Below are 20,807 nucleotides of genomic sequence, written 5' to 3'. Positions count from 1 at the left end.
TCAGGCGTTCGCGCCGGTCAGGATGCGCTCGAGTTGCCCCGGCGTGCTGCCGGTCAGGCGTCGACTTTCCCGCACGAGATGCGCCTGATCCGCATAACCGGCCTCCACCGCCAATACCGCCGTTGATGCCTGCGAGCTTTGCGACAAGCGTCGGAAGCGCTGATAGCGCAGGATCCGGTCGAGCGTTTTGGGGCCGTAGCCGAAGCTGTCGTCGAAACGGCGCCTCAGCGTGCGATCACTCATTGCCAGTGCTCGCCCCAGCCAGGGGATGAACGGCGCATCCTCGGGCGGACCGGCTTCGATCAGGCGGAACGCGGCTCGCATGGCGTAGTCGCCACTATGGCCATGAGCACCATTCGCAATACTCTTCTCGATGGAAGCAATGAGTTCGGCGAGATCGCTCTGGGGGCGGATGTTTGCATCCAGCTGCCGGCCTTTTCGACCGAGCACGGTATCGATCGCCAAGCGCTCGCCAAGCAGTTCAGTGGCAGGAACGCCCAGCCAGGTCGCTGCCGCTGCCGGCTGGAAGCGGAAACCGATCACCGCGGTGCCTGCCGGTATGATCTCTGTTTGCGGGTCCCTGTCAGGGCCGGCAACGCGGAAACGCCCGTCGATCCATTGCAGGTCGATTGTGCCGTCAGGTGTCACGATGACAGGCGGAGCTTCGGCTTCCGGCATCTGGTGAGCCCAGACGGTCGAGAACCAGTCGCGCAGGAAAGGAGCAACCGGACGCTCGTGATAGTGGCCGGTTGCCTGGGCGGGCACCGCCTGCATGATGATCTCCCTGGCCTTTCCACATCGGCCGGTCTCGTTCGCCACAGGTACGCCCGCCAGCAGCGAGGTTCAACCCGCCGGCCGCGTCGGAGAGCGAGATTGGCCGAAATGTTCAAGCAATGCCGTTCATTTGAAGAGAGATAGTACAAGGCCATCACCGCAGCGGAGGTGGCTATGAGACAATCCACTATGAAAGGTCAGAACCATGAAACCGAGGATCAGTGTCATCACACTTGGTGTCGATGATCTCGAGACGTCGCTCAAATTCTACCGCGATGGTCTGGGGCTACCGACGGAAGGCATCATCGGTACCGAATTCGAGCATGGCGCCGTTGTCTTCTTCGATCTGCAGGGTGGGTCGAAATTCGCGCTTTTTGCGCGAGACGACATTGCCCATGATGCAGGGATAGCGAAAACCGGCCGTAGCCCCACCGAACTGACGCTTGGCCACAATGTGGCCAGCGAAGCGGAGGTGGATGCCGTGATGGAAAAAGCCATCGCCGCCGGAGCGAGGCCGGTGAAACCTGCGCAGAAGACGTTCTGGGGCGGTTATGCCGGCTATTTCCAGGACCCGGACGACCATCTCTGGGAAATCGTCTACAATCCTGCCTTTCTCCCCGAGGAATGATGGCAGCGGTCATTCCTGGCAAGCATGGTTCGCGGCAGAGCGCGTGTTCACTCGGAGCTGTTGCCGCGATTCCAATAGGACACCACCAGGTGCTGTTCCTTGTTCAGCCCGAGCTCGCCGCGGCAATAGCTGCGAATCTGCCGGAACGTGGCGAATTCGCAGCCGGCCCAGACGTAGACGGACGATTCATCGTCCGGAAGATTGGTGCCTCGCACTGCATCGATCAGCAGTGATGTCGTGCCCGCGGCGGCACCGTTGCGATGAAGCCAGGTCACCTCGATCCCAGCCTGGAATTTGAGCTGCTGGACTTCGCTCTTGTCAGGGACTTCGATGAATGCCTTGCCACGCGTTTGCGCGGGAAGGCATTCCAGCATACGGGCAATGGCGGGCAGGGCAGTCTCGTCTCCCGCGAAGAGATACCAGTCGGCATCGACAAGGCCGCCGCCGCCCGGGCCGATGACACCGATTTCGGCACCGATCCGTGCGGTCTCGGCGAGCGCCGAACCGGGGCCGGCATCGGCATGGAGCACGAAGTCGATGTCGAGCCTGGCTGCAGCGACATCTAGCGAGCGCACTGTGTATTTTCGAAAGGCCGGGCGTCTTGCCGGATCGCCCCATTGGGCCAGTCCGTTGCTGCCGACCGTCGGCCACTGCGGTGCCGCGAGGTCGGGATGCTGGCAAAGGAGATTGAGATGCAGCGCACTCATTCCCGCGAAGCGGGCTACGTTGTCGCCGTGAAATGAGATGCGGCGCATATGCGGCGTGATGTCCTGTACAGCGGTTATGCGCAGGATCTGGAAATTGGGCGGGCGCGCCAGGTCATCGCCATCGCCGTGCCAGACGATGGTGGGGGCGGCGGGCTCCGCGAATTCCAGGATATGCGAGGCAACTGCAACCCGCACGAAATAGAGGCTCTCCAGGCTGTCTGCCTCGACGTCGACCAATGTTCCGTCATTGGTCAGGCTGAATCGCGCACGCGCACCGGAGAATTCGAGGATACGGACGCCATCCTCCGTGCGCGCGACGCCGCCATGTTCGAGCATGTGTTCGCAGACCGGCGCGATGATTGCTTCAGGATTGGACAGCGCCACACGGGTCTGGGCGGAAAATGTCATCATGATCAAAGCCTTGCGTTCAGCTTGGGTCTCTTCATGCACCGGATGCTCGGTTGGAGGCCTTATTGCGGGGCTGCCGCGGCATCTTCCTTCAAACCGATCCAGAACGTGCCTTCGAGCGGTATGGCCATGAAGCGTTTGTTGATCTCTGCCAGGGTGCGGTCTGGATCGAGATCGCTGAAGAGCTCCGGATGCAGCCATTTGGCGAAGCATTCGAAAACGAGAAAGCTCAGGGCCGAGATCGAGAGTTGATGCGATACAGCGTAGGCACGTCCGTTACGCACCGCCGTCAGCTCGCCGCGGAAATCGCGACCAACCGCTGTGCGCAGCGAGGCTCGAGCCGCTTGCGCGCTCACCCCGCCTCCAACCACCAGGCCGCCCTGTGCGGCAAGGTGCGGGCCGCCGGTCGCGATATAGACCCTGGGGTCTGCGCCGAGGACGAACTCGGCGCTGAGCTGTCCGTCATAGCCAGGAACATCGGCACCGATGCTATGTCCGCCAGCCATTTCGACGGCTTCGGTCATTCGGTTGCTTGCGCCTGGCGACGAACAGCAGACGGCACCGGCGTGGGCGTCTATCAGTACGCTCGGCCGATCTGTCGCGCGCTTCAGCCGTTCTTCGATCAGACGGTAGCGTTCCTTGGCGTACCCGGCATATTCCCCGGCCCTGGCATCCTGGCCGATCGCCCTGCCGAGCAACGTCATCGAGAAGGCGGTAACCTCAGCCGGGCTGAGTGTGCTGTTCTTCGGACTGTCCAGGAAGATCGTCGGGACACCGGCGGATTTCAGGATCTCGACAATGTCGTTCCAGCCGGGATCCCAGATGCTGACGACGAAGATATCCGGACGCGCGCTGAGGATTGCTTCGGCGGAACTCTTGGTTGGCAATACGCCGCCGACCTCGGGAATGTCCATGGACTGTGGAAACCGCTTGCGGAAAGCGGCCAGGACACCGCTGTCGAGGCGTCTGGGTGCGGCCCATCCCACGATCTTTGCGGCCGGATCGGCATCGATCAGCGCCAAGGAAAGCAGAAGCAGGCTCTCGTTCGTCACGATTCGCGTTGCCGGTTTTTCCAGCCTCACTTCGCGGCCGGCTGCATCGATCAGCATGATCTCGGCATGGGCTGACCGCCAGCCGAAGCTGCAGAACAGCAAGGCCAGGCCAAACATCAGGATTGCGGGGCGCAGCAGGATCGGCGCCAAGGCGGCGCGCGTTCCCCGGATATGGTGGCCGGATATCGTCACCATGTGTAGTTGATGCCTGCGGTGATCGTCCGTCCGGCACCGTAATTGCAGCTGCCGCCGGTCAGGTTCAGGCAGTGCGAAACATACTTCTTGTCGAACAGATTGCTGACATTGACCTGCAGCCTGGTGCCTTCGAACGTCTTGTCGACTGCCCCGAAGTCATATTCGGCGCCGATATCGACAAGGGTGCGGGCCGGGATACGCAGTTGCGCCAGGTAGGTGCTGTCGGTCTGGTAGGACGACGTGGCGCGTACGCCCGCGCTGAGGGCAAGGCCGGGCACGTAGGTCGGCCGATAGATTGCCCACAGGCTGGCCTGGTGCTCGGGCAGCCTGAGCATTTCGCGACCGAGTTCGACCGGCCTGTTCGAGCGGAGCACTTCCGAATGCGAATAAGCATAGGCGGCCAACACGTCGAGTTCAGGCGTGAGCTCCATCTTGCCTTCGAGTTCGACGCCGCGCACACGTTGCTTGCCTGCCTGGACGGAGAAGCGCGAGTCTTTCGGGTCGGGGGTCAACGCATTCTCAAGCGTCAGGTCGAACACCGACAGGCCAATCATGCCGCGCGCGCCGACAGGTTCGTATTTGACGCCGACCTCGAATTGCTGGGCGGTCTGCGCGCGGAAGGGATTGTTCGCCTTGTCTGTTCCGAGCGTAGGCAGGAACGATGTGGTGTAGCTGGCGTAGGGCGCCAGGCCGTTGTCGAAGAGGTAGGTGAGGCCGGCACGCCAGGTCACCTGATCGTCCTCGGTCTTGACCGGTTGCGCGTTCGCCAGCATGCGGTTCGTGCTTTCGACCTTGGATCGGTCATAGCGCAATCCGAACGTGCCGACCCAGCGGTCATAGCGGATCTGGTCCTGGGCGTAGAAACCGATCTGGTCCTGTTTCTGAAGGCCCGAGCGCTGGATCGGGGCATTCGGGATGATCCGTCCATAGATCGGATTGAGGAAGTCGAGCGGTGGCACGCTCACACCAGGCCCGGTATTGCCGAAATTGGTGTCGGAGACACTGTGCACATAGTCGAGGCCGAACAGCACGGTGTGGTTGAGCGCCCCGGTGTCGAACACCGCCTCAGCCTGGTTGTCGACCGCAAAGGTGGAAAGGCTGTCGTCGGCTACACCGGAAACCCGGTTCAACTGGCTGGACGGAGCGCCTGTGTAGGCAAAGGCGGGGTTGACGAGGGCCAGGAACATATCCTGTTCGGCGCGGGCGTAACGAAGGTTCTGGCGTAAGGTCCAGGTCTCGCTGAAACGATGCGAGAACTCGTAGCCAGTGGCGAAGAAGTCTCGGTTGAACTGGTTGGCATTGGGGTCGGCCAGGAAGAGGTCGCGAGGAATTTGCCCGGCAGGATTGGGCAGCAATGTGCCGGAAGCCGGATAGAAACGCGGGCTGAAGACGTCGCGGTCGCGCTGGTAGTAGCCATAGAGCGTGAGCGAAGTGTCAGCGGTAGGATTCCAGGTCAGGCTTGGAGCCAGCACGATCTTGCGATCGCGCTCCATGTCGATCTGGGTATGCATGTTCTTGGCAAGGCCGGTGAAGCGGTAGAGCCATTCGCCATCCGGCGTGAGGGGGCCGGTGACATCGATAGCGCCCTCGATACCTCCGAAGCCGCTTGTCTTGATCGACGCTTCGCGGTGTGCGGTCTCCTGGGGACGCTTGCTGACGAGGTTGACCAGCCCGCCGGGCACGGCGCGTCCATAGAGGACCGAGGCCGGCCCCTTGATGACTTCAACGCGTTCGAGGGCATAGGGGTGGACGGTGGGCGTGGCATAGCCGGACGGATCACCGGGCATCACCAGCCCGTCGAGCCACGTCGTGCCATAGGCATTGAACCCGCGAATATAGAGCCAGTCGTAGCGGACGTCGAAGCCGTTCGGGTCAGGGAGAACGCCTGGCGTGTAGCGCAGCGCGTCGGCGACACTGTCGACGCCCTGGGCCTTCATCTGCTCACGCGTGACGACGCTGACGGCCTGCGGCGTTTCCTTCAGCGGCGTGTTGGTCTTCGAAGCGCTGGTGCTTTGCTTGGCAACAATGCCTTTGTCGGGACCACGAGCGCTTTCGCCCTCGAGGGTGATCTTTTCCAGCTGAGTGGATTCTTTCGCATTCTGGGCGCCTGCAGACAACGGCAGTGCCAACACCGCCCCGAAAGCCAGGGTCGAGGTGCGCAACAGGCGGCCATGAACGGCGCCCCATGCTTTGCCTACCTGGTATTCCGTGACACCAATTCGAACCATTCCAAGCCCCAAATAAATTTGACTGCATTTGTCAAGTTAAAGTAGTGGATAGGGCAGCAAAGCATATGTGACAACGCCGGGACCTTTGCCGGACGATCAGACATCTTTGCGCGGGAATGATTCTTCAGCCTTGCGATGCCGGCGGTTGGCATGCGAGCGGAAAGCGATGTCAACGGTGCCACAAACGGACAGAGGTCTCGACCTGCCTGGGCAGGGCAAGCGGGTGCGCGTCCGTGATTTCATGGCCAGGGACGGGGTCGTCCTCGACAGCCCCGACGATCGTCTTGCCGAGGAGGACACGCTGATCGAAGGCAGGATGCTGCATCAGGAACTGCGCAGCGGCCTCTTTCTTCATGGCGGCGATGTTGTCGAGGAACGGATGTTCACCGTGACCTCGCATCTCAAGGAAGGCTTGTCCTGCATCATCTTCCTCGACGGCCAGGTTGACCTCGACATCGGTGACCGCCATTTCGAGTTCAAGGGAGATCCGCGAAGCGCCATGCGGGGCAGTGCCATCATGAGCGTCAACTCCGAAAGTTTCCGGCGAGCATCGCGCGGTCGACAGCATGTGCGTCATCTCGTGGTCTCGGCTACGCCGGAGTGGTTCGACCGCGACGGGCTTGAAGAGATGCAGGACGCGCGACCGGCCAGCCGCTTCCTGAAGGATCATCTTGCGCATCATGCCTGGACATTGACGCCGCGGGTCATCGATCTCGTTCAGCAGGTGATGGCGCCTTCCGGACTCTCGCCGGCATTGCACAAGCTGTATCTTGAGGGCCGTGCCATCGAGATAATCCTCGAGACGCTCGCCGCCGTGACGCAATCCGGGCGAAGGCTTTCGTCGGGTACAGGCATTGCTCGCCAGGACATCGTCCGGCTACAGCGGGCCAAGGAGCTCGTCGACAGTCGGCCAGGCGCAGCGCTGAGTGTGGAAATGATTGCCCGGGCTGCCGGTATCAGCGCCAGTGGCCTGCAGCGACTGTTCCGGCAGGCAGAAGGGACCAGCGTTTTCGAATACATCCGCGACCGCCGGCTGGAGCGCGCATTCCTCGCCCTGCAGGCTGGAGACGTGACCGTGCAAGGAGCCAGTGATATCGCCGGCTATACCAGCCCCGCCAATTTCTCGACTGCGTTCCGGCGCCGTTTCGGCGTGACGCCGCGCGAGATCGCTCCAGCCAGGCAATAAGGGCAGCCGCCCCGGATCAGTCGATGACCGCCTCCGCTTCGATCTCGACCTCGTAGTCGCCGATGAGGGCGCCGGCCGCGATCATGGTGTTCGCCGGCTTGATTTCGCCGAAGACGCGGCCGTGCGCCCGCGATGCCGGCTCCCACAAGGAAGCATCGCGAAGATAGATGCGCGTGCGCACGACATCCTCTGCCCGGCCGCCGAGTGCCGCGATCGAAGCCAGGATCTTGTCGAGGATGTAGGTGGTCTGCGCTCCGACATCGCCGGGCGCGACACAACGGTCTGCGCCATGGGTGGCGGTCGTGCCGGAAACGCGGATCGTATCCTTCACCCGCACGGCGCGGCTGAAGCCGGCGATGGGTTCCCAGACGCTGCCGGACGAGACGCGTGAGCGCCCCGGCCGTCCTGGAACGGGTGCTGCCACATAGATCGAGGGCAGGGCGTCGAGATGATGGCTGAGGTCGCCCGACGCGGTCAGAAAGGGTGGGCGGCGATATTCGTCGCCGCAATCACCAGGGATCGGCTGTGTGCCGGCAAAGGCCGCCTCAAGCCGAGCCAGGTCCTCTTCATCGAGCGCGAACGAGAAGGCTTTCAGATTGTCTTCGCGATGTTCGCTTTCGCCGAGCCGTGCGCCGATGATGGCTGCAGCGACGGACGGATGTTCCAGCACCCAGCGTGTCGCGACGTTGGAGATCGAGACCTTGTGCTTGCGTGCGATTTCGCCTGCCGCGCCGAGCACAGCCTGGAAGGCTTCCCAGCCGCCGGCAGTGTCGATGAAGCGTTTGTATTTCGAGCGGCTCCAGTCGGCGATCGACGCCGGCTCCGGTGCGCCCAGCCATTTGTTCGACAGAAAACCACCGCACAGGGTTCCGTAGGCAAACAGCCTGACTCCGCTACGCATACAGAGTTCGGAGAGCGCTCCGGCAGCACGGCGGTCCACCAGGGAGAAGGAAACCTGATTGGAAGCAAGCGGGATACCGTCGGCAAGAGCCAGACCCAGATGCGCGGCATCGAAGTTGGTGACGCCGATCGCCCCGATCAGGCCTTCCTGCCTGAGCCGCGCCATTTCGTGCAGCGCATCCAGCCATGCCGGATGCTCGAAGCTCCACCAATGGAATTGCAGCAGGTCGACCTTTGCAATGCCGAGCCGGTCGAGCCGCTCCCGCACGCCTTTTCGCACGACATCGGCTGTCATGGGGCCGGGTTCCGGGCACCACTTGGTGAAAGCCAGTGGTCGCTTGCCCTCGGGGTAGCGCGCCAGCAGTCGGCCCGTGATGATTTCGGCGCTGCCGTAATGGTCGGCCATGTCGAACGTGTCGAACCCGGCCGCGGCATAGGCCTGCAAGTCATCGGCACTTCGCTCGGGGTCGAGAGTCGTGCCACCTTTCTCGATGTCCGCGACCTGCCACAGGCCGCACAGCAAGCGGCTGATATCGAGCCCTGCCAACGTCGTGCGTTCAGGAGTGGTTGGCATTTGGGCCTCGCTCGGAAACGGAAGGGCTGGTGTTGGATGTCATCCGGCGTCCCGGCTTCAGGCGGGCGAGATGGCGTGAAACCACGCGTTCCTCGCCGAGGATGCCGCGGGGCCGCAGCAGCAGGATCGCGCACAGGCCGACGCCGATCAGCACGATCCGCAGTGCGGCAGCCCGAGCCTGCTGGTCCGGGGGGAACAGCGAGGCGATGGCGCCGGCTGAAGCCGCCCAGATGCCCCAGACCAAGATGGCCCCAAGGATGGCGCCGCGATTGTTGCCGGAACCGCCGACGATCAGCATGGCCCAGACCTGGAAGGTAAGCAGTGGGACATAATTGTCGGGCGCGATGAAGCCGACGAAATGCGCCTGGGTGGCTCCAGCCAGACCCATGATGGCACCGCCGATGGCGAAGGCCTGCAGGCGGAAGCCGGTCGCGTTCTTGCCCAGCGCCAGCGCTGCTGTTTCCTCTTCCCGGATGGCGCGCAGCACGCGTCCCCACGGGCTGCGCAACAAATGTTCGAGCGCGAAGTAGAGCAGGACGACCACGACAACCAGCACGCCGAGGTTGAGCAGGCTGAAGGCCAGCGGATCGCCGGCCAAATTGGCAAAAGGCCTTGGAATGAAACCGATGCCGAAGGGGCCGCCGGTGATGCTTTGCAGGTTAAGGGCGACGAGTTGCACCGTCACCGCGACGCCGAAGGTGGCGATGGCGAGATAGTCGGCGCGCAGCCTGATCGTCAGCCAGCCGACAAGAAACGAGGCGAAGCCCGTGGCAAGCGCCGCTCCCAGCCAGCCCACCAGTATTGGCAGGCCAAAGCCACCAAAACGGTCCGGCGCATCGGGCGTGGTCAACAGCGCGGAGACGTAGGCGCCGATGGCCACGAAGCCGGCGACGCCGACGTTGAACAGGCCGGTCTGCCCCCACTGCACGTTGAGACCCAGGCACATGACGGCGTAAGTCAGGGCCATGGTCAGGAAGAACGCGATATAGGCGATCAGTTCCACACTCATTCGGCCCTCCCGAACAGCCCTTGCGGACGCAACAACAGGACGAAGACGAGGATCATGAAGGCGACGGCTGCGCGCCATTCCGCGCCGATCAGCTGCACGCCGAGCGCTTCGGCAAGACCAACGATCAGGCCTGCCAGCATGGCACCGGGCACGCTGCCGATGCCACCGAGGATCGCGGCTGCAAACAGCGGCAACAACAGGTCGAAACCCATATAGGGCCGGATCTGCACCAGAAGGCCAGCCATGACGCCTGCAATGCAGGCAAGCCCGGCACCCAGCACCCAGACGGTGCGGATCACCTTGCGGACATCGATGCCGGCAACGCCGGCAAGCTGCTGGTTCTCGCTGACGGCGCGCATGGAACGACCGATCGCCGTGCGCGTCAGCAGGATGTGAACGACCATGACGAGAAGCGCGGCAACGGCCAGCGACAGGAGCTGGTCGGGCGTGGCGCGCAGGCCGCCGCCGAGCGGAAGCGCGATCTGCAGGGCCTTGGAAAAGTAGACGGGTTTTGAGGTGAACAGGAATTCGAGCAGGCTGCGCAAAGCCAGCGAGGCCCCGAAGCTCGCCATCACCATGATGATGATGGCGCTGCGGCGTCGGCGCAAGGGACCGAACAAAAGGGCATCGACCAGCAGCGCCAGTGCCGCCGTCAGCGCTACGGCAGCAAGTATGGCAAGCGGCAGCGACCAGCCGAAGGAAAATGGCCCGATCGGTTTGAACAGCGCTCCCGACAGTGAACCGAGCAGGCTGCTCACGGCGAGCGTGAGATAGGCGCCCCAGCTGATCATTTCGCCATGCGCGAAATTGGCGAAGCGCAGGATCGAATAGGTGAGCGTGATGCCGATGGCGCCGAGCCCGATCATCGCGCCAGCGATAAGGCCATCCATGATCAATTGCGGGTTCATGGCGTGGTCGCCTTTCCGGCGGGGCGGGCGCCGAGATAAAGCTCGGCGACGATCGGGTCCTCGGCGAGTGTCGCTGCCGGTCCCTCATGGCGCAGCTGCCCTTCGACGAGGATCGCCGCGCGATCGGCGATGACGAGGGCCGCCTTCACGTTCTGCTCGACCAGGATGATGGTTACGCCGGTGTCGTTGATCGCTTTCAACTGTGAAAAGACATCCTGTACGATCTTGGGGGAAAGGCCGGCCGACGGTTCGTCCAGGATCAGAACGCTCGGCTCGACGATCAGCGCCCGTGCCACCGCCAGCATCTGGCGCTGGCCTCCCGAGAGCAGGCCGGCGCGCAGCGATGGACGGGCCGCGAGATCGGGGAACATCGCATAGAGGTCCGCCACGCGGCGGCCGCGCTTTTCCCTGGGCAGAACATTTGCAGCCAGCAGGAGATTGTCCTGGATCGACATGGTCGCGAAGATGTTTTCGGTCTGCGGCACGAAGGCCAGCCCGTGCCGGATCTTCTCATGCGTCGGCACGGCGGTGATGTCGAAATCACCAAGCAGGGTGATCCCTGAGTGGATTGGTACCAGCCCGGCGATCGCCTTGACGAAGGTGGATTTACCGGCGCCGTTGGGGCCGAGAACGACGACGAGTTCGCCGCTGCGAACCGAAAAGTCGATGCCACGCACGATCGGCAGGTCGGGCTCGTAGCCTGCCACGAGGGCTTGCGTGGACAGCGCGATGGAGGGTGGCTCTGTCATGCTGCGACCTCGCCGAGATAGGCGTCGATCACGGTGCGGTTGCGCGACACTTCGTCGGGCGTTCCCTCCGTCAGCAATTTTCCTGCAGCCATGACGACGACACGGCCGCATAGCCGGGCGACCATATCCATGTTGTGCTCGATCAGCAGGATCGATCTGCCCTGGCCGTTGAGTTCGAGCACGCGATCGATGATGAGTTCGAGCAGTGTCGGATTGACACCGGCGGCCGGTTCGTCGAGCAGAATCGTCTCGGGGTCCGCCATCAGCACGCGTGCCAGTTCCAGGAGCTTGCGTTGTCCGCCCGATAGAACCCGCGCGGGTTCAGCCTCCAGCCCGGACAGTTTGACGAAGTCCAGCAGCGCACGGGCTTTGTCGACGGCCTGACGCTCTTCGGTTGCGACACGACCCGGCTGGAGAAAGTTCATCCAGATGCGTTCGCCGGACTGCCGCTGGCTGCCGGTCAGGACATTCTCCAGCACTGTCATTTCAGCGAAGGGACGCGGAATCTGAAACGTGCGTCCAATGCCACGTGCGATACGCTGCTCCGACCGCTCCTGTGCGACTTCGACGCCGCCGATGCGGATCGAGCCGGATGTCGGCCTAAGGCTGCCCGCGATGAGGTTGAAGAGGGTCGTCTTGCCGGCGCCATTTGGCCCGATCAGTCCGACCATCTCGCCGCGATGCAGGCTGATAGACATGCTGTCGACAGCGCGGAGGCCGCCAAACTGCTTGACCAGTTCGCGCGCCTCGACCAGCGGACCGCGGGGTATGTCGGAAGGAGCATCTGCGACAGGCTGCATTGTGGCCGATCGATTTTTTTGATCTGTGATGTTTGATCAAACTTTACATCGGAGCAAATTGCAACTACGAAAATGAGCAATGGCTTGAGGGCTTCGAATGGTGGACGAAATGTCTGATCACGAAATCCGTGAAATCTGCCTGAACCGTCGCGGGGGATCTGCGGCATGAGCCGCCGCAGCGCACTTTCGCCGGTCGTACGCGAGACGCTGCATGATCGTGTATATGCCGAACTGCGGCGCTCTCTGATCCACGGCATGTTCGACGCAGGCGAGATGATGCGCATCGTCGACCTTGCCGAAATCCTCGAGACCAGCACCATGCCGGTGCGCGAGGCGCTCGGGCGTCTGGTTTCCGAACAGGCATTGGAGGCGCTCCCCAACCGCTCCGTGCGGGTGCCGCTGATCACGCGGGAGCGATTGGAAGATCTGGCTCGCGCGCGCTGCCTCATCGAAGGGCAGATCACGGCGCTGGCCTTGCCCAATTTGGCCACTGCCGACTTCATCGAGCTCAGGCGATTGACTGCGGCCTGCGAGGCCGCTTTCGCCAGCAACGATCACGACAAGGCGCACAAGACGTCTGAGCTCAATCACGCGTTTCATTTCTACATCTATCGGGCCGCCGGTTCGGCGGTGCTGATCCCGATCGTCGAAAGCCTTTGGCTGCAGTCGGGGCCTTATGTCCGCACCGCAGCCCAGATTCATGACGAGAACCGCGACATCCCGGCTACACATCATCACTGGGCGCTGATCGAAGCCCTCGAGCGCCGCGACGTTGCCGGCTCCGTCAAGTCGCTGACCGACGACATCACCCGGTCGTTCAACCTGATCCGTGGCCGCCTCGACGACGAAGAGGCCGACGCGCGGGAGCTGCGACATGGCTGACGATGATTCCTTCGATCTCTATGATCTGCGTGTTGAGGTGACTGCGCCAGAAGGCGGGGCGATCTATTGCGGCGCCAGGGTCGGCGATTATTTCGAAATGCGCGGCGAGATGCTGCATCTGCCGGAAGGGCAGGGTTTTTCGATCTATTCGCTGGCTGCGCTACTGCCCCTCCTGCCAGCCAAGCAGCGGCCGACGCACAGGAACGACTGGATGACAACCGATGCCGAGGTCGCTTGTCCCGATCCAAATTGCAGCTCGCGTTTCCGCATCACCCGAACCGGCTTGCGCCGCTTCAGCCATGCCGAAACGACGGCCGTGCCTCTGAACGATGATTGAGACGAAGAGCATGCAGAGAGCCAGTCTGGCGCCGGACTATGAGATTTCGCGGGTTATCCGTGGCGGTTGGCAGATGGCCAGCGGTCATGGCGCCGCGTCGAGCGACGATCCCGTTGCCGACATGATAGCCTTTGCCGACGCTGGCATCACCGCGTTCGATTGTGCCGACATCTACACCGGAGTCGAGGAACTGATCGGGCGTTTCCGGCTGCGTTACCGGGATGAGCGTGGCCAACAGGCACTCGATCGCATCAAGGTGCACACCAAATTCGTGCCCGATCTCGATGTCCTGCCGCGCATCACCAAGGCATATGTCGAGAGTGTCATTGATCAATCTCTGCGGCGGCTCAACCTCGACCGGCTCGACCTGGTTCAGTTCCATTGGTGGGACTACGAGGCATCACGCTGGTTGGAGACTGCGGGCTGGCTGAACGAGTTGCGGCAGGCCGGCAAGATCGACCGGATCGGCGGCACCAATTTCGACACCGATCACGTCGAGGCGATCATCGCGGCCGGGGTGCCGCTGACCTCGATGCAGGTGCAATATTCGCTGCTCGATACGCGGCCGGCCAAGCGCATGGCTGCCCTTGCCGCGGAAACGGGCATCGCGTTCTTGTGCTACGGCACCGTCGCCGGTGGTTTCCTCGGCGACCGCTGGCTCGGCATGGCGGAACCCGCCGAACCCTACGAGAACCGGTCGCTGCTCAAATACAAACTGATCATCGACGATTTCGGTGGCTGGGATCTGTTCCAGGAATTGTTGCGGACGCTGCGTGCCGTGGCAGACCGCCATGGTGTCGACATTGCCACCATCGCCAGCGCGGCGATGCTGTCGCAGCCCTCGGTTGCTGCCGTTATCGTCGGCGCGCGCAGTCGCGCGCATCTTGCGTCGAACCTTGCCATTTCAGACATCAGGCTGACCGACCAGGACCAGGATCGGATCGAAGCCGTGTCGGCGCGAGCTCGGCAAATCGAGGGCGATGTCTACACGCTCGAGCGTGACCGCCACGGCCGTCACGGCTCGATCATGAAATACAACCTCAACAAGGGAGCTGCCTGAGCCAGGGCGGCCCGCAAGTCTACCAAACAAGGCCGTGTCGGGAGCTCGGCCATAACAAAGGGGAAGTGATATGAAGAAACATCTTTTCGCCACCACAATGCTGGCGGCGTTGGCCATGTCAGCCGCGCCGGTCTCGGCCGCGGATTGCGACATCACCGTTGGGCTGGTCATGGAACTGACCGGCCCTGCCGGCGAGTATGGCCAGGCGGGCGCGAAATCCGTGGAAATGGCCTTCCGTGACTTCAATGAGGCCGGTGGCATCGGTGGCTGCAAGCTCGTCACCGACACACGCGACAGCCAGAGCCAGGGCAACGTGGCCGTCGATCAGGCGACCCAACTGGTCAACATCAAGAAGGTGCCGGTCATCATCGGCGGCATCATCTCATCGGTGTCGATTCCGATCCTGACCTCGGTGACCGCTCCTGCTGGGATCGTGCAGGTGTCGCCAGCCTCTTCGTCGCCGACGCTGACTGCTCTTGGCAAGGATGGCAAGACCAACGGTGTCTTCTTCCGCACCATCACCTCGGATGCGCTGCAAGGCACCGCCGCTGCCAAATATGCAATCGACAGCGGCCTGAAGAAGCTCGCCGTCATCCACGTCAACAACGACTTCGGCGTCAACATGGTCAAGGAATTCGCCGACGCTTACAAGAAGCTCGGCGGCACCATCACCTCGACCACGCCTTACAACGAAAAACAGGCGAGTTACTCCGCCGAAGCCAGTGCGGCGATGGCTGGTGAGCCGGAAGCGCTTTATCTGGTCAGCTATCCAGTCGACGGCGCGACGATCGCACGTGCCTGGATTTCCGGCGGCGGCGCCCAGAAATTCCTGCTCAATGACGGCATGAATTCCGCCGAGTTCATCGATGCGGTCGGCGCACAATATCTCAGCGATGCTTATGGCACCTCGTCCGGCACGAGCAAGACTGCGTCGACCGATTATTTCTATGGTGCCTACGAGGCGTTTTCCGGCGGCATCAAGCCGGATGCCCCGGCTGCGGACCGTTCCTACGATGCCGGCGCGATCGTGGCACTGGCCATTGCCAAGGCCGGCAAGGGTGACGCGGCGGCGATCAAGGCCGCGATCCCGGAAGTGGTCTCCGCCAAGGGTGAGCCGATCCATGCCGGCAAGGAGGAATTCGCCAAGGCTCTTGCGCTGATCAAGGAAGGCAAGCCGGTGAAATACGAAGGCGTTATCGGCCCGGTTTCCTTCGACCAGTATGGTGACATCACCGGCCCGTTCCGATTGTGGAAAGTCAAGGATGGCAAGGTCGAGACGGTCGGCGAGATGAGCGCCGACGAGGTTGCGAAGACCAAAGCCGACATTCAGAAATAGAATCGGCGATTTGTCAGCAAAGCTATTGGCCCCTTTCTTCGGTTCAAAACGAAGAAGGGGCCAAGTTTTTGAGAGGTCAATCGTCTACTGCCGATTCGCTCGGTTGCAAAATAAGAGGAGGAAATTCTTAGCAATAGCGCTGGCGCACTTGGCCGGCCAAGCTTCGGACAGTTGATCCTAAGGTCGTAATTTGCGGGAGCTTGATCTGCGTAGGACTGTGGCGCAATATGCGCGCCACAGCGACATTAATTTATTGAATTAAACATGATCAAAGGCGATCAAAGCACAACTCGCGCGTTGAACAGGCGGCTGGTTCTCAATTGCCTGCGCCGCGAAGGTGGACTCAGCCGCGTCGAGATCGCGGCCATGACCGGCCTCAGCCCTGCGGCAGTTACCGGTGTCACGGCGGAACTCATCAATGAAGGCATGCTGGTCGAAGGAAAGGGCATGCAAAGCACGGGTGGACGCAAGCCCATCCCGCTCAGCATCGACTATCAGCAACATTGGTCCATCGGGTTCAAGCTCATGGCGGACAGGGTGGAAGGCACGCTGACGGATCTGTCCACACGGCCGATCGGGACATGCAGGGTGCCCTTGTCCAGCCACGATCCAGAGGCGATTGCTGCCGCGGTGGAAAGCGGGGTGGCCGTTTTGCAAAGGGAAAATGGCAATGCGCGAAAACTGGTCGGCATCGGAGTTGCCATGCCGGGGCTTATCGATGTCAATCGTGGGATCTGCCTTGAATTCCATGACTTCGGCTGGAGCAATGTGCCCGTTGCCGAGTTGATCGCAGCGCGTATCAGCGTGCCGGTCTGGGTGGAAAACGACGTCAATGCTTTCGCGATCGCCCAGCAATTGTTTGGATATGGGCGCACACATGGGTCCGCCCTGGTGCTTGTGATAAGCGCCGGCGTTGGGGCGGCCTTGATCTTCAATGGCCAGATACATCGGGGCGCGCGCTTCGCTGCGGGTGAGATCGGCTTCGTGCGCCCGGACAGGGATGGCGGGGCGACGAGTGATCGACTGAGCTGGAACCGGCGCCTTTCGGAGTCCGGTATCATAAGGGGATGGCAGGAGTTGCGAGACGGAGGGTCAGGCGACGACTTGCAGGCGGCGGCCGAGAGTGGCGACCCGATAGCGTTGGCCTATCTCGGCAAGATCGGTCGTGAAATCGGCGAACGGCTGGTCGGCATGATCGACCTTGTCGATCCTGAGGTCGTCGTTGTCGGTGGCGAGGCGGTGCGTTTCGGCAGGGCGCTTATCGATCCTCTCGCCCGGGCGGTGAAGGAGAATTCCTTCGGGGCGCCGCCGCCGCTGGAAGTGGACTGGGACAACAATGTCTGGTTGCGCGGCGCGTCGGCACTCGCGATCCAGAAGTTCTTCGATTTCGAAAGCGCGGCTGGGCATCAGCGAAAACTCGCCAGCTGACAACGGACGATTGCGCGCGGCGTCATTCTGATTGCAGCTTTGCGGTCAGGCCGCCGGTGATCCGCTCCATATGTTCGAGCGCAGTTTGCAATTGCGACGAAAGCTCCGGATCCTGAGCGATCCCTGCCGCGTCGAGATTGCGTCCCAGCAGGGGCAAGGTGATCGACGCATCCTCGATCAGACGAGCCGACATCGTCTGCAATGTCAGGCGCAGCGCCGCATCGGCATGCGTTGATCGTTGGGACGCGTTGATGACGGCAACGGGCTTCTCCGGAAATTCAAAGCTGCTGACCAGCCAGTCCAGCGCGTTTTTCATGATACCGGCAATGCCGCGCGCATATTCCGGGCTGCATATGAGCAGGCCATCGGCGCTGCCGATTGCCTTGCGCAACCGCAACACGGACGAAGGCGGAGTGTCTGTATCCTGGTCCGGATTGAAATAGGGCAGTGCCTCCAGTTCATCGAAGAGCGTTATCTCAAGCGACGGTGGCGCGAGGATCTGCGCTGCCTGCAGCACGGCGAGATTGGAGGAGCGCGCACGCAGGCTGCCGCAGATCGCCAGTATTCTCATCGTCTTTTGCTCCGAGCGGGACTTTTGTCCAGCGGATCACCGCGGGGAATCGATGCAGTTTAGGCGGAAATCGAAGCGAGCAGCAGGGCTGAGAGATAGAGCCCGACGCCGAAGGAGAAGTGCGCGATCAAGCTGCGCTGGCGCGAGATGGCGGGTTTGGGCGTGCGAGACGCGGCAATGCCAAAGCCAAAGGCTGGCTGCATGATAAAGAATGGAAAAACGACAGTCACGAGACCGACGGTCAACGCGAGCAGCGGGGTGGGGTGTTGCGCCCAGCCGGCCCCGCCGAGCGCCAGCATAAGTGCCGCAAAGGCAATGCCGATCGCATAGTGCGCGCACCAGCCGAGGATGGCTTCGCCGGAAATCGGGGCTGCTTTCGCGATGTTCTCATGTGCAAAGCGGCCATGCCGAAAATGCAGGAGCCAGCGTCCGACCCAGGCATAGTCGAGGGACGGAATTCCAAACATGCGCCTCAGGAAAAGCGCCCAGAGGTCCATTGCCGCGGTAGCTCCGACGCCAATGAGCACAGCCCGCAGGATGAGATCGCCGTTCATTGTTCCACTCCAGATATTCCCGGTGGTCGAATTGATCGCCGTCATACCTTGATGAAAAACAACATTCAATAGATTGATCGAATGTTTGAATGGTGTTAGAGCGAAGTCATGACAGATGCTGACTCCCACCATCCTCTCTTTGACTTGTCCGCGGACATCGCCCGCACTCTTGGCCATGCTCATCGGCTGGTGTTGCTGCACCATATCGCGGAGGGCGAAAAAGCCGTGGAGCAGTTGATCGAACTGACCGGCCTCGGCGTGGCCAATGCCTCGCAGCATCTGCAGGGGTTGAAGCGTGCCGGCCTGGTGCAGACCCGCCGCGATGGCAAGCGCGTGCTCTATCGCCTCGGCAATGGTCCGATCGAGGCTTTGCTTGCCGCCTTGCGCAGTCTCGCCGCCTACAACAGCGTCCAGATCCGCGATCTGATCGAAGGCAGCAGCGGCCGCTCCAACCTCCTGGAGAGCATAACACGCGAAGAGTTGCTGCGTCGCATGCACGAAGATTCGATCGTGTTGCTCGATGTCCGGCCGGAAGACGAGTTCGCCGCCGGGCACTTGCCGCGGGCGATCAACATCCCCCTCGAGGAACTGGAAAATCGGCTGGCCGAACTGCCGCGAGAGAAGCTTGTCGTTGCTTATTGCCGCGGTATCCGTTGCGTGCTGTCTGCCGATGCGCTGGCAATCCTCAAAGCGCGCGGTTGGGTCGCTCGCCGTTTTGAACTGGGTTTTCCCGATTGGCTCGACGCCGGCCTCGCCATCGAAGGTTACGAAAGCGGCTGAGCCGATACGCCCGCCGGTTCGCTTACAGCATCATCACAAAGACAACGCCTCGGCCCGCATGCCGAACGGACATGCGCGCCCGCGATTGGAGGGATCAGAACGTGACAGACTTGATCAAAAAACGGCAACGCCTGGCCTTCGTCATGCTCGCCACCGTGCAAAGCACGCTGATCTTCACCATCGCCCTGATCATGGTGCCGCTGCCGAAAATAGCTGCCGAATTCGGGTTGGTGCCGACGGACGTGCTGCTGCTTCAGGTTGCCTACGGGCTGCCGTTCAGCGGTTTGCTTCTGTTCGGCGGCCGGCTGGCCGATCGCTACGGCGGCAGGCGCATGTTCGTCCTTGGCCTGCTCGTGTTCGGCGCGGCTTCCGTCATCGCCGCGGCCGCGACGAGCTACAAGATGCTGGCGGCGATGCGCTTCTTCGAGGGGGTTGGTGGCGCCATGATCGCACCCGCCGCAATGTCCGTGCTGCACAGACTGTTTCCAGACGCCAAGGACTTCGGTCGGGCCATGGCAACATGGGGTGGTGTTTCGGTGCTTGGAGCCATTCTCGGTTTCATCGTTTCGGGTATCGCCACAAGCTGGGTCTCATGGCGCTGGATGTTTGTCGTACCCATCCTGGTTGCTTTGATCGCCTTGATGACCACCAGCATGCTGCTGTCGCGGGACAGCAACGAAAATTCCGTCGCAAGGCCACCTCTTGACCTGCTTGGAGCATTGCTGGCCACGGGCGGCATCGTTCTCGGCAGCTACGGTCTGATCATGACCGGGGACCATTCCTGGACCTCCACGCCGGTTCTTGTGCCGCTGACCGCCTCGGCAATCCTGCTCACCGTGTTTTTCGTCGCCGAAGGAAAAATGCGCGATCCCTTGCTGCCGCCATCCTTCCTTGCCGATTCCTGCCGCATCACCGGGCTCTTCGGCATGATGCTGGCTGCTGTCGGGTCGATCGCGATCGAATATATCCTGTCACTCTACCTGCAGCAGGTCCGCGGCTGGTCACCGCTGATGACGACGCTGGCGTTCCTGCCTTTCGCCGTCGTGCTGATTGCAACGAACCATCTATCACCGGCTCTGGTCGGCCGTTTTGGCGCTGCGCAGACAACCATCGGCGGCCTGATTGTCGCTGCACTCGGCCTGGGGCTTCTTGCTGGACTAACTGGTGGTGCGAGCTATCTCGTCGGCCTGATGCCCGGAACCGTCCTGGTCGCTGTCGGCATGTCGCTGATGTTTTCGGGCTCGGCGGTGCTGTCCATGACGAATGTGCCTCTGCGCCAGGCGGGATTGGCCGGCGGCGTCATGAACACCGCCATGGAACTGGGGCCGACCGTCGGGCTGGCGGTGTTGATGTCGGTCGCCGCGACGCAAGGCGATGTGGTGCGCGGTTACGGTTGGGCCTTTGCTGCCACAAGCCTGTTCTATATCGCCCTGGCACTTGTCGCGGTCCGATCCAGCAGGCAGGGAGCCTGCGCCGCCATGGCCCGCGGCTGATTGGCTGCCGGCCCGGCCAAGGCGGTTATCGGCGTGGCTTCCGGCTCACCGGATGATCGCTTTGCGCGCTCTCCTTGGGTACATGCGTGTAGTCGGGCGTGTTCGCGCCATAGAGATCGTTCTCCGCCATCTCGCGCCATTGCGCATCGACGTCTTCGGGCGTCGATGCCTTATGCCTTCTGTCACGCGCGAGGCGTTGCACCCAACGGGGCATCATCTGTTCGAACAGGCTGGCTGTGTGTGACATC

At 62.1% G+C, this 20,807-nt stretch carries 21 protein-coding genes; 9 read left to right on the top strand and 12 right to left on the bottom strand.

Annotation, left to right across the window (positions count from 1 at the left end; all coding sequences use genetic code 11):
* A complete protein-coding gene (locus ACFWYE_RS06455; RefSeq protein ID WP_379110295.1) occupies positions 1 to 774 on the bottom strand; it encodes a helix-turn-helix domain-containing protein in 774 nt (257 codons plus the stop codon).
* A gap of 205 nt (positions 775 to 979) precedes the next feature.
* Between ACFWYE_RS06455 and ACFWYE_RS06450 the strand changes: the two genes are divergently transcribed.
* Complete coding sequence (locus ACFWYE_RS06450; RefSeq protein WP_379110293.1) at positions 980 to 1,402, top strand: VOC family protein; 423 nt, start codon at positions 980 to 982, stop codon at positions 1,400 to 1,402.
* A gap of 47 nt (positions 1,403 to 1,449) precedes the next feature.
* On the opposite strand, the gene ACFWYE_RS06445 is transcribed toward ACFWYE_RS06450, so the two are convergent.
* From ACFWYE_RS06445 to ACFWYE_RS06435, 3 genes are read right to left on the bottom strand one after another with little or no spacing between them, the layout of a single operon-like run.
* Complete coding sequence (locus tag ACFWYE_RS06445; protein WP_379110291.1) at positions 1,450 to 2,520, bottom strand: DUF2218 domain-containing protein; 1,071 nt, start codon at positions 2,518 to 2,520, stop codon at positions 1,450 to 1,452.
* 59 nt (positions 2,521 to 2,579) lie between these two features.
* Positions 2,580 to 3,764: an ABC transporter substrate-binding protein gene (locus ACFWYE_RS06440; RefSeq protein ID WP_379110289.1), complete on the bottom strand. Its 1,185-nt coding sequence runs from the start codon at positions 3,762 to 3,764 to the stop codon at positions 2,580 to 2,582.
* Positions 3,758 to 5,992 (bottom strand): TonB-dependent siderophore receptor, encoded by a 2,235-nt coding sequence (locus tag ACFWYE_RS06435; RefSeq protein WP_379110287.1) that lies wholly within the window; start codon positions 5,990 to 5,992, stop codon positions 3,758 to 3,760. The genes ACFWYE_RS06440 and ACFWYE_RS06435 overlap by 7 nt, the downstream gene beginning before the upstream one ends.
* Positions 5,993 to 6,167: 175 nt before the next feature.
* Here ACFWYE_RS06435 and ACFWYE_RS06430 point away from each other — a divergent pair, with 175 nt between their 5' ends.
* Positions 6,168 to 7,178 carry a helix-turn-helix transcriptional regulator gene (locus ACFWYE_RS06430; protein WP_379110285.1) on the top strand — a complete coding sequence of 337 codons (1,011 nt, stop codon included), beginning with the start codon at positions 6,168 to 6,170 and terminating at the stop codon, positions 7,176 to 7,178.
* Between the two features lie 16 nt (positions 7,179 to 7,194).
* On the opposite strand, the gene ACFWYE_RS06425 is transcribed toward ACFWYE_RS06430, so the two are convergent.
* The 5 genes from ACFWYE_RS06425 to ACFWYE_RS06405 are packed head-to-tail and all read right to left on the bottom strand — an operon-like array spanning position 7,195 to position 12,118.
* Positions 7,195 to 8,652 carry an aldo/keto reductase gene (locus ACFWYE_RS06425; protein ID WP_379110283.1) on the bottom strand — a complete coding sequence of 486 codons (1,458 nt, stop codon included), beginning with the start codon at positions 8,650 to 8,652 and terminating at the stop codon, positions 7,195 to 7,197.
* On the bottom strand, positions 8,636 to 9,661 hold the full coding sequence (locus tag ACFWYE_RS06420) for a branched-chain amino acid ABC transporter permease (RefSeq protein WP_379110281.1): 1,026 nt from the start codon (positions 9,659 to 9,661) through the stop codon (positions 8,636 to 8,638). Before ACFWYE_RS06420 ends, ACFWYE_RS06425 begins: the two co-directional genes overlap by 17 nt.
* On the bottom strand, positions 9,658 to 10,569 hold the full coding sequence (locus ACFWYE_RS06415) for a branched-chain amino acid ABC transporter permease (RefSeq protein WP_379072546.1): 912 nt from the start codon (positions 10,567 to 10,569) through the stop codon (positions 9,658 to 9,660). The genes ACFWYE_RS06420 and ACFWYE_RS06415 overlap by 4 nt, the downstream gene beginning before the upstream one ends.
* Positions 10,566 to 11,318: an ABC transporter ATP-binding protein gene (locus ACFWYE_RS06410; protein ID WP_379072544.1), complete on the bottom strand. Its 753-nt coding sequence runs from the start codon at positions 11,316 to 11,318 to the stop codon at positions 10,566 to 10,568. Before ACFWYE_RS06410 ends, ACFWYE_RS06415 begins: the two co-directional genes overlap by 4 nt.
* Entirely contained in the window at positions 11,315 to 12,118 is an 804-nt protein-coding gene (locus ACFWYE_RS06405; RefSeq protein WP_379110279.1) for an ABC transporter ATP-binding protein, read from the bottom strand. Before ACFWYE_RS06405 ends, ACFWYE_RS06410 begins: the two co-directional genes overlap by 4 nt.
* A gap of 165 nt (positions 12,119 to 12,283) precedes the next feature.
* Here ACFWYE_RS06405 and ACFWYE_RS06400 point away from each other — a divergent pair, with 165 nt between their 5' ends.
* The 5 genes from ACFWYE_RS06400 to ACFWYE_RS06380 all read left to right on the top strand — a co-directional run bounded on the left by ACFWYE_RS06400 (position 12,284) and on the right by ACFWYE_RS06380 (position 17,161).
* Positions 12,284 to 13,000, top strand: a complete 717-nt coding sequence (locus tag ACFWYE_RS06400; RefSeq protein WP_379110277.1) for a GntR family transcriptional regulator — start codon at positions 12,284 to 12,286, stop codon at positions 12,998 to 13,000.
* Positions 12,993 to 13,337, top strand: a complete 345-nt coding sequence (locus ACFWYE_RS06395) for a TIGR04076 family protein (protein WP_379110275.1) — start codon at positions 12,993 to 12,995, stop codon at positions 13,335 to 13,337. The genes ACFWYE_RS06400 and ACFWYE_RS06395 overlap by 8 nt, the downstream gene beginning before the upstream one ends.
* A gap of 10 nt (positions 13,338 to 13,347) precedes the next feature.
* Positions 13,348 to 14,397 carry an aldo/keto reductase gene (locus tag ACFWYE_RS06390; RefSeq protein ID WP_379110273.1) on the top strand — a complete coding sequence of 350 codons (1,050 nt, stop codon included), beginning with the start codon at positions 13,348 to 13,350 and terminating at the stop codon, positions 14,395 to 14,397.
* A 70-nt stretch (positions 14,398 to 14,467) separates the two neighbouring features.
* Entirely contained in the window at positions 14,468 to 15,733 is a 1,266-nt protein-coding gene (locus ACFWYE_RS06385; RefSeq protein WP_379110271.1) for an ABC transporter substrate-binding protein, read from the top strand.
* Between the two features lie 264 nt (positions 15,734 to 15,997).
* A complete protein-coding gene (locus ACFWYE_RS06380; protein ID WP_379072532.1) occupies positions 15,998 to 17,161 on the top strand; it encodes an ROK family protein in 1,164 nt (387 codons plus the stop codon).
* Positions 17,162 to 17,183: 22 nt separating this feature from the next.
* On the opposite strand, the gene ACFWYE_RS06375 is transcribed toward ACFWYE_RS06380, so the two are convergent.
* Both ACFWYE_RS06375 and ACFWYE_RS06370 read right to left on the bottom strand, forming a co-directional pair.
* Positions 17,184 to 17,732, bottom strand: coding sequence for an NADPH-dependent FMN reductase (locus ACFWYE_RS06375; protein ID WP_379110269.1), 549 nt, complete (start codon positions 17,730 to 17,732; stop codon positions 17,184 to 17,186).
* A gap of 59 nt (positions 17,733 to 17,791) precedes the next feature.
* On the bottom strand, positions 17,792 to 18,469 hold the full coding sequence (locus ACFWYE_RS06370) for a DUF2938 domain-containing protein (RefSeq protein WP_379110267.1): 678 nt from the start codon (positions 18,467 to 18,469) through the stop codon (positions 17,792 to 17,794).
* Here ACFWYE_RS06370 and ACFWYE_RS06365 point away from each other — a divergent pair.
* Together ACFWYE_RS06365 and ACFWYE_RS06360 are read left to right on the top strand one after the other, a co-directional pair.
* Positions 18,395 to 19,066, top strand: a complete 672-nt coding sequence (locus ACFWYE_RS06365; RefSeq protein ID WP_379110265.1) for an ArsR/SmtB family transcription factor — start codon at positions 18,395 to 18,397, stop codon at positions 19,064 to 19,066. The genes ACFWYE_RS06370 and ACFWYE_RS06365 overlap by 75 nt on opposite strands.
* Before the next feature lie 101 nt (positions 19,067 to 19,167).
* Entirely contained in the window at positions 19,168 to 20,559 is a 1,392-nt protein-coding gene (locus ACFWYE_RS06360; RefSeq protein WP_379110263.1) for an MFS transporter, read from the top strand.
* A 25-nt stretch (positions 20,560 to 20,584) separates the two neighbouring features.
* Here ACFWYE_RS06360 and ACFWYE_RS06355 read toward each other — a convergent pair whose 3' ends face one another.
* Positions 20,585 to 20,806, bottom strand: a complete 222-nt coding sequence (locus ACFWYE_RS06355) for a hypothetical protein (RefSeq protein ID WP_379110261.1) — start codon at positions 20,804 to 20,806, stop codon at positions 20,585 to 20,587.
* Position 20,807: the final 1 nt, after the last annotated feature.

Origin of the sequence: Mesorhizobium sp. NPDC059025 (assembly GCF_042739655.1) — a bacterium.
Taxonomy (GTDB): domain Bacteria; phylum Pseudomonadota; class Alphaproteobacteria; order Rhizobiales; family Rhizobiaceae; genus Mesorhizobium.
Note: the sequence above shows the minus strand (reverse complement) of the source record. Positions and strands in the feature narration are given on the sequence as shown.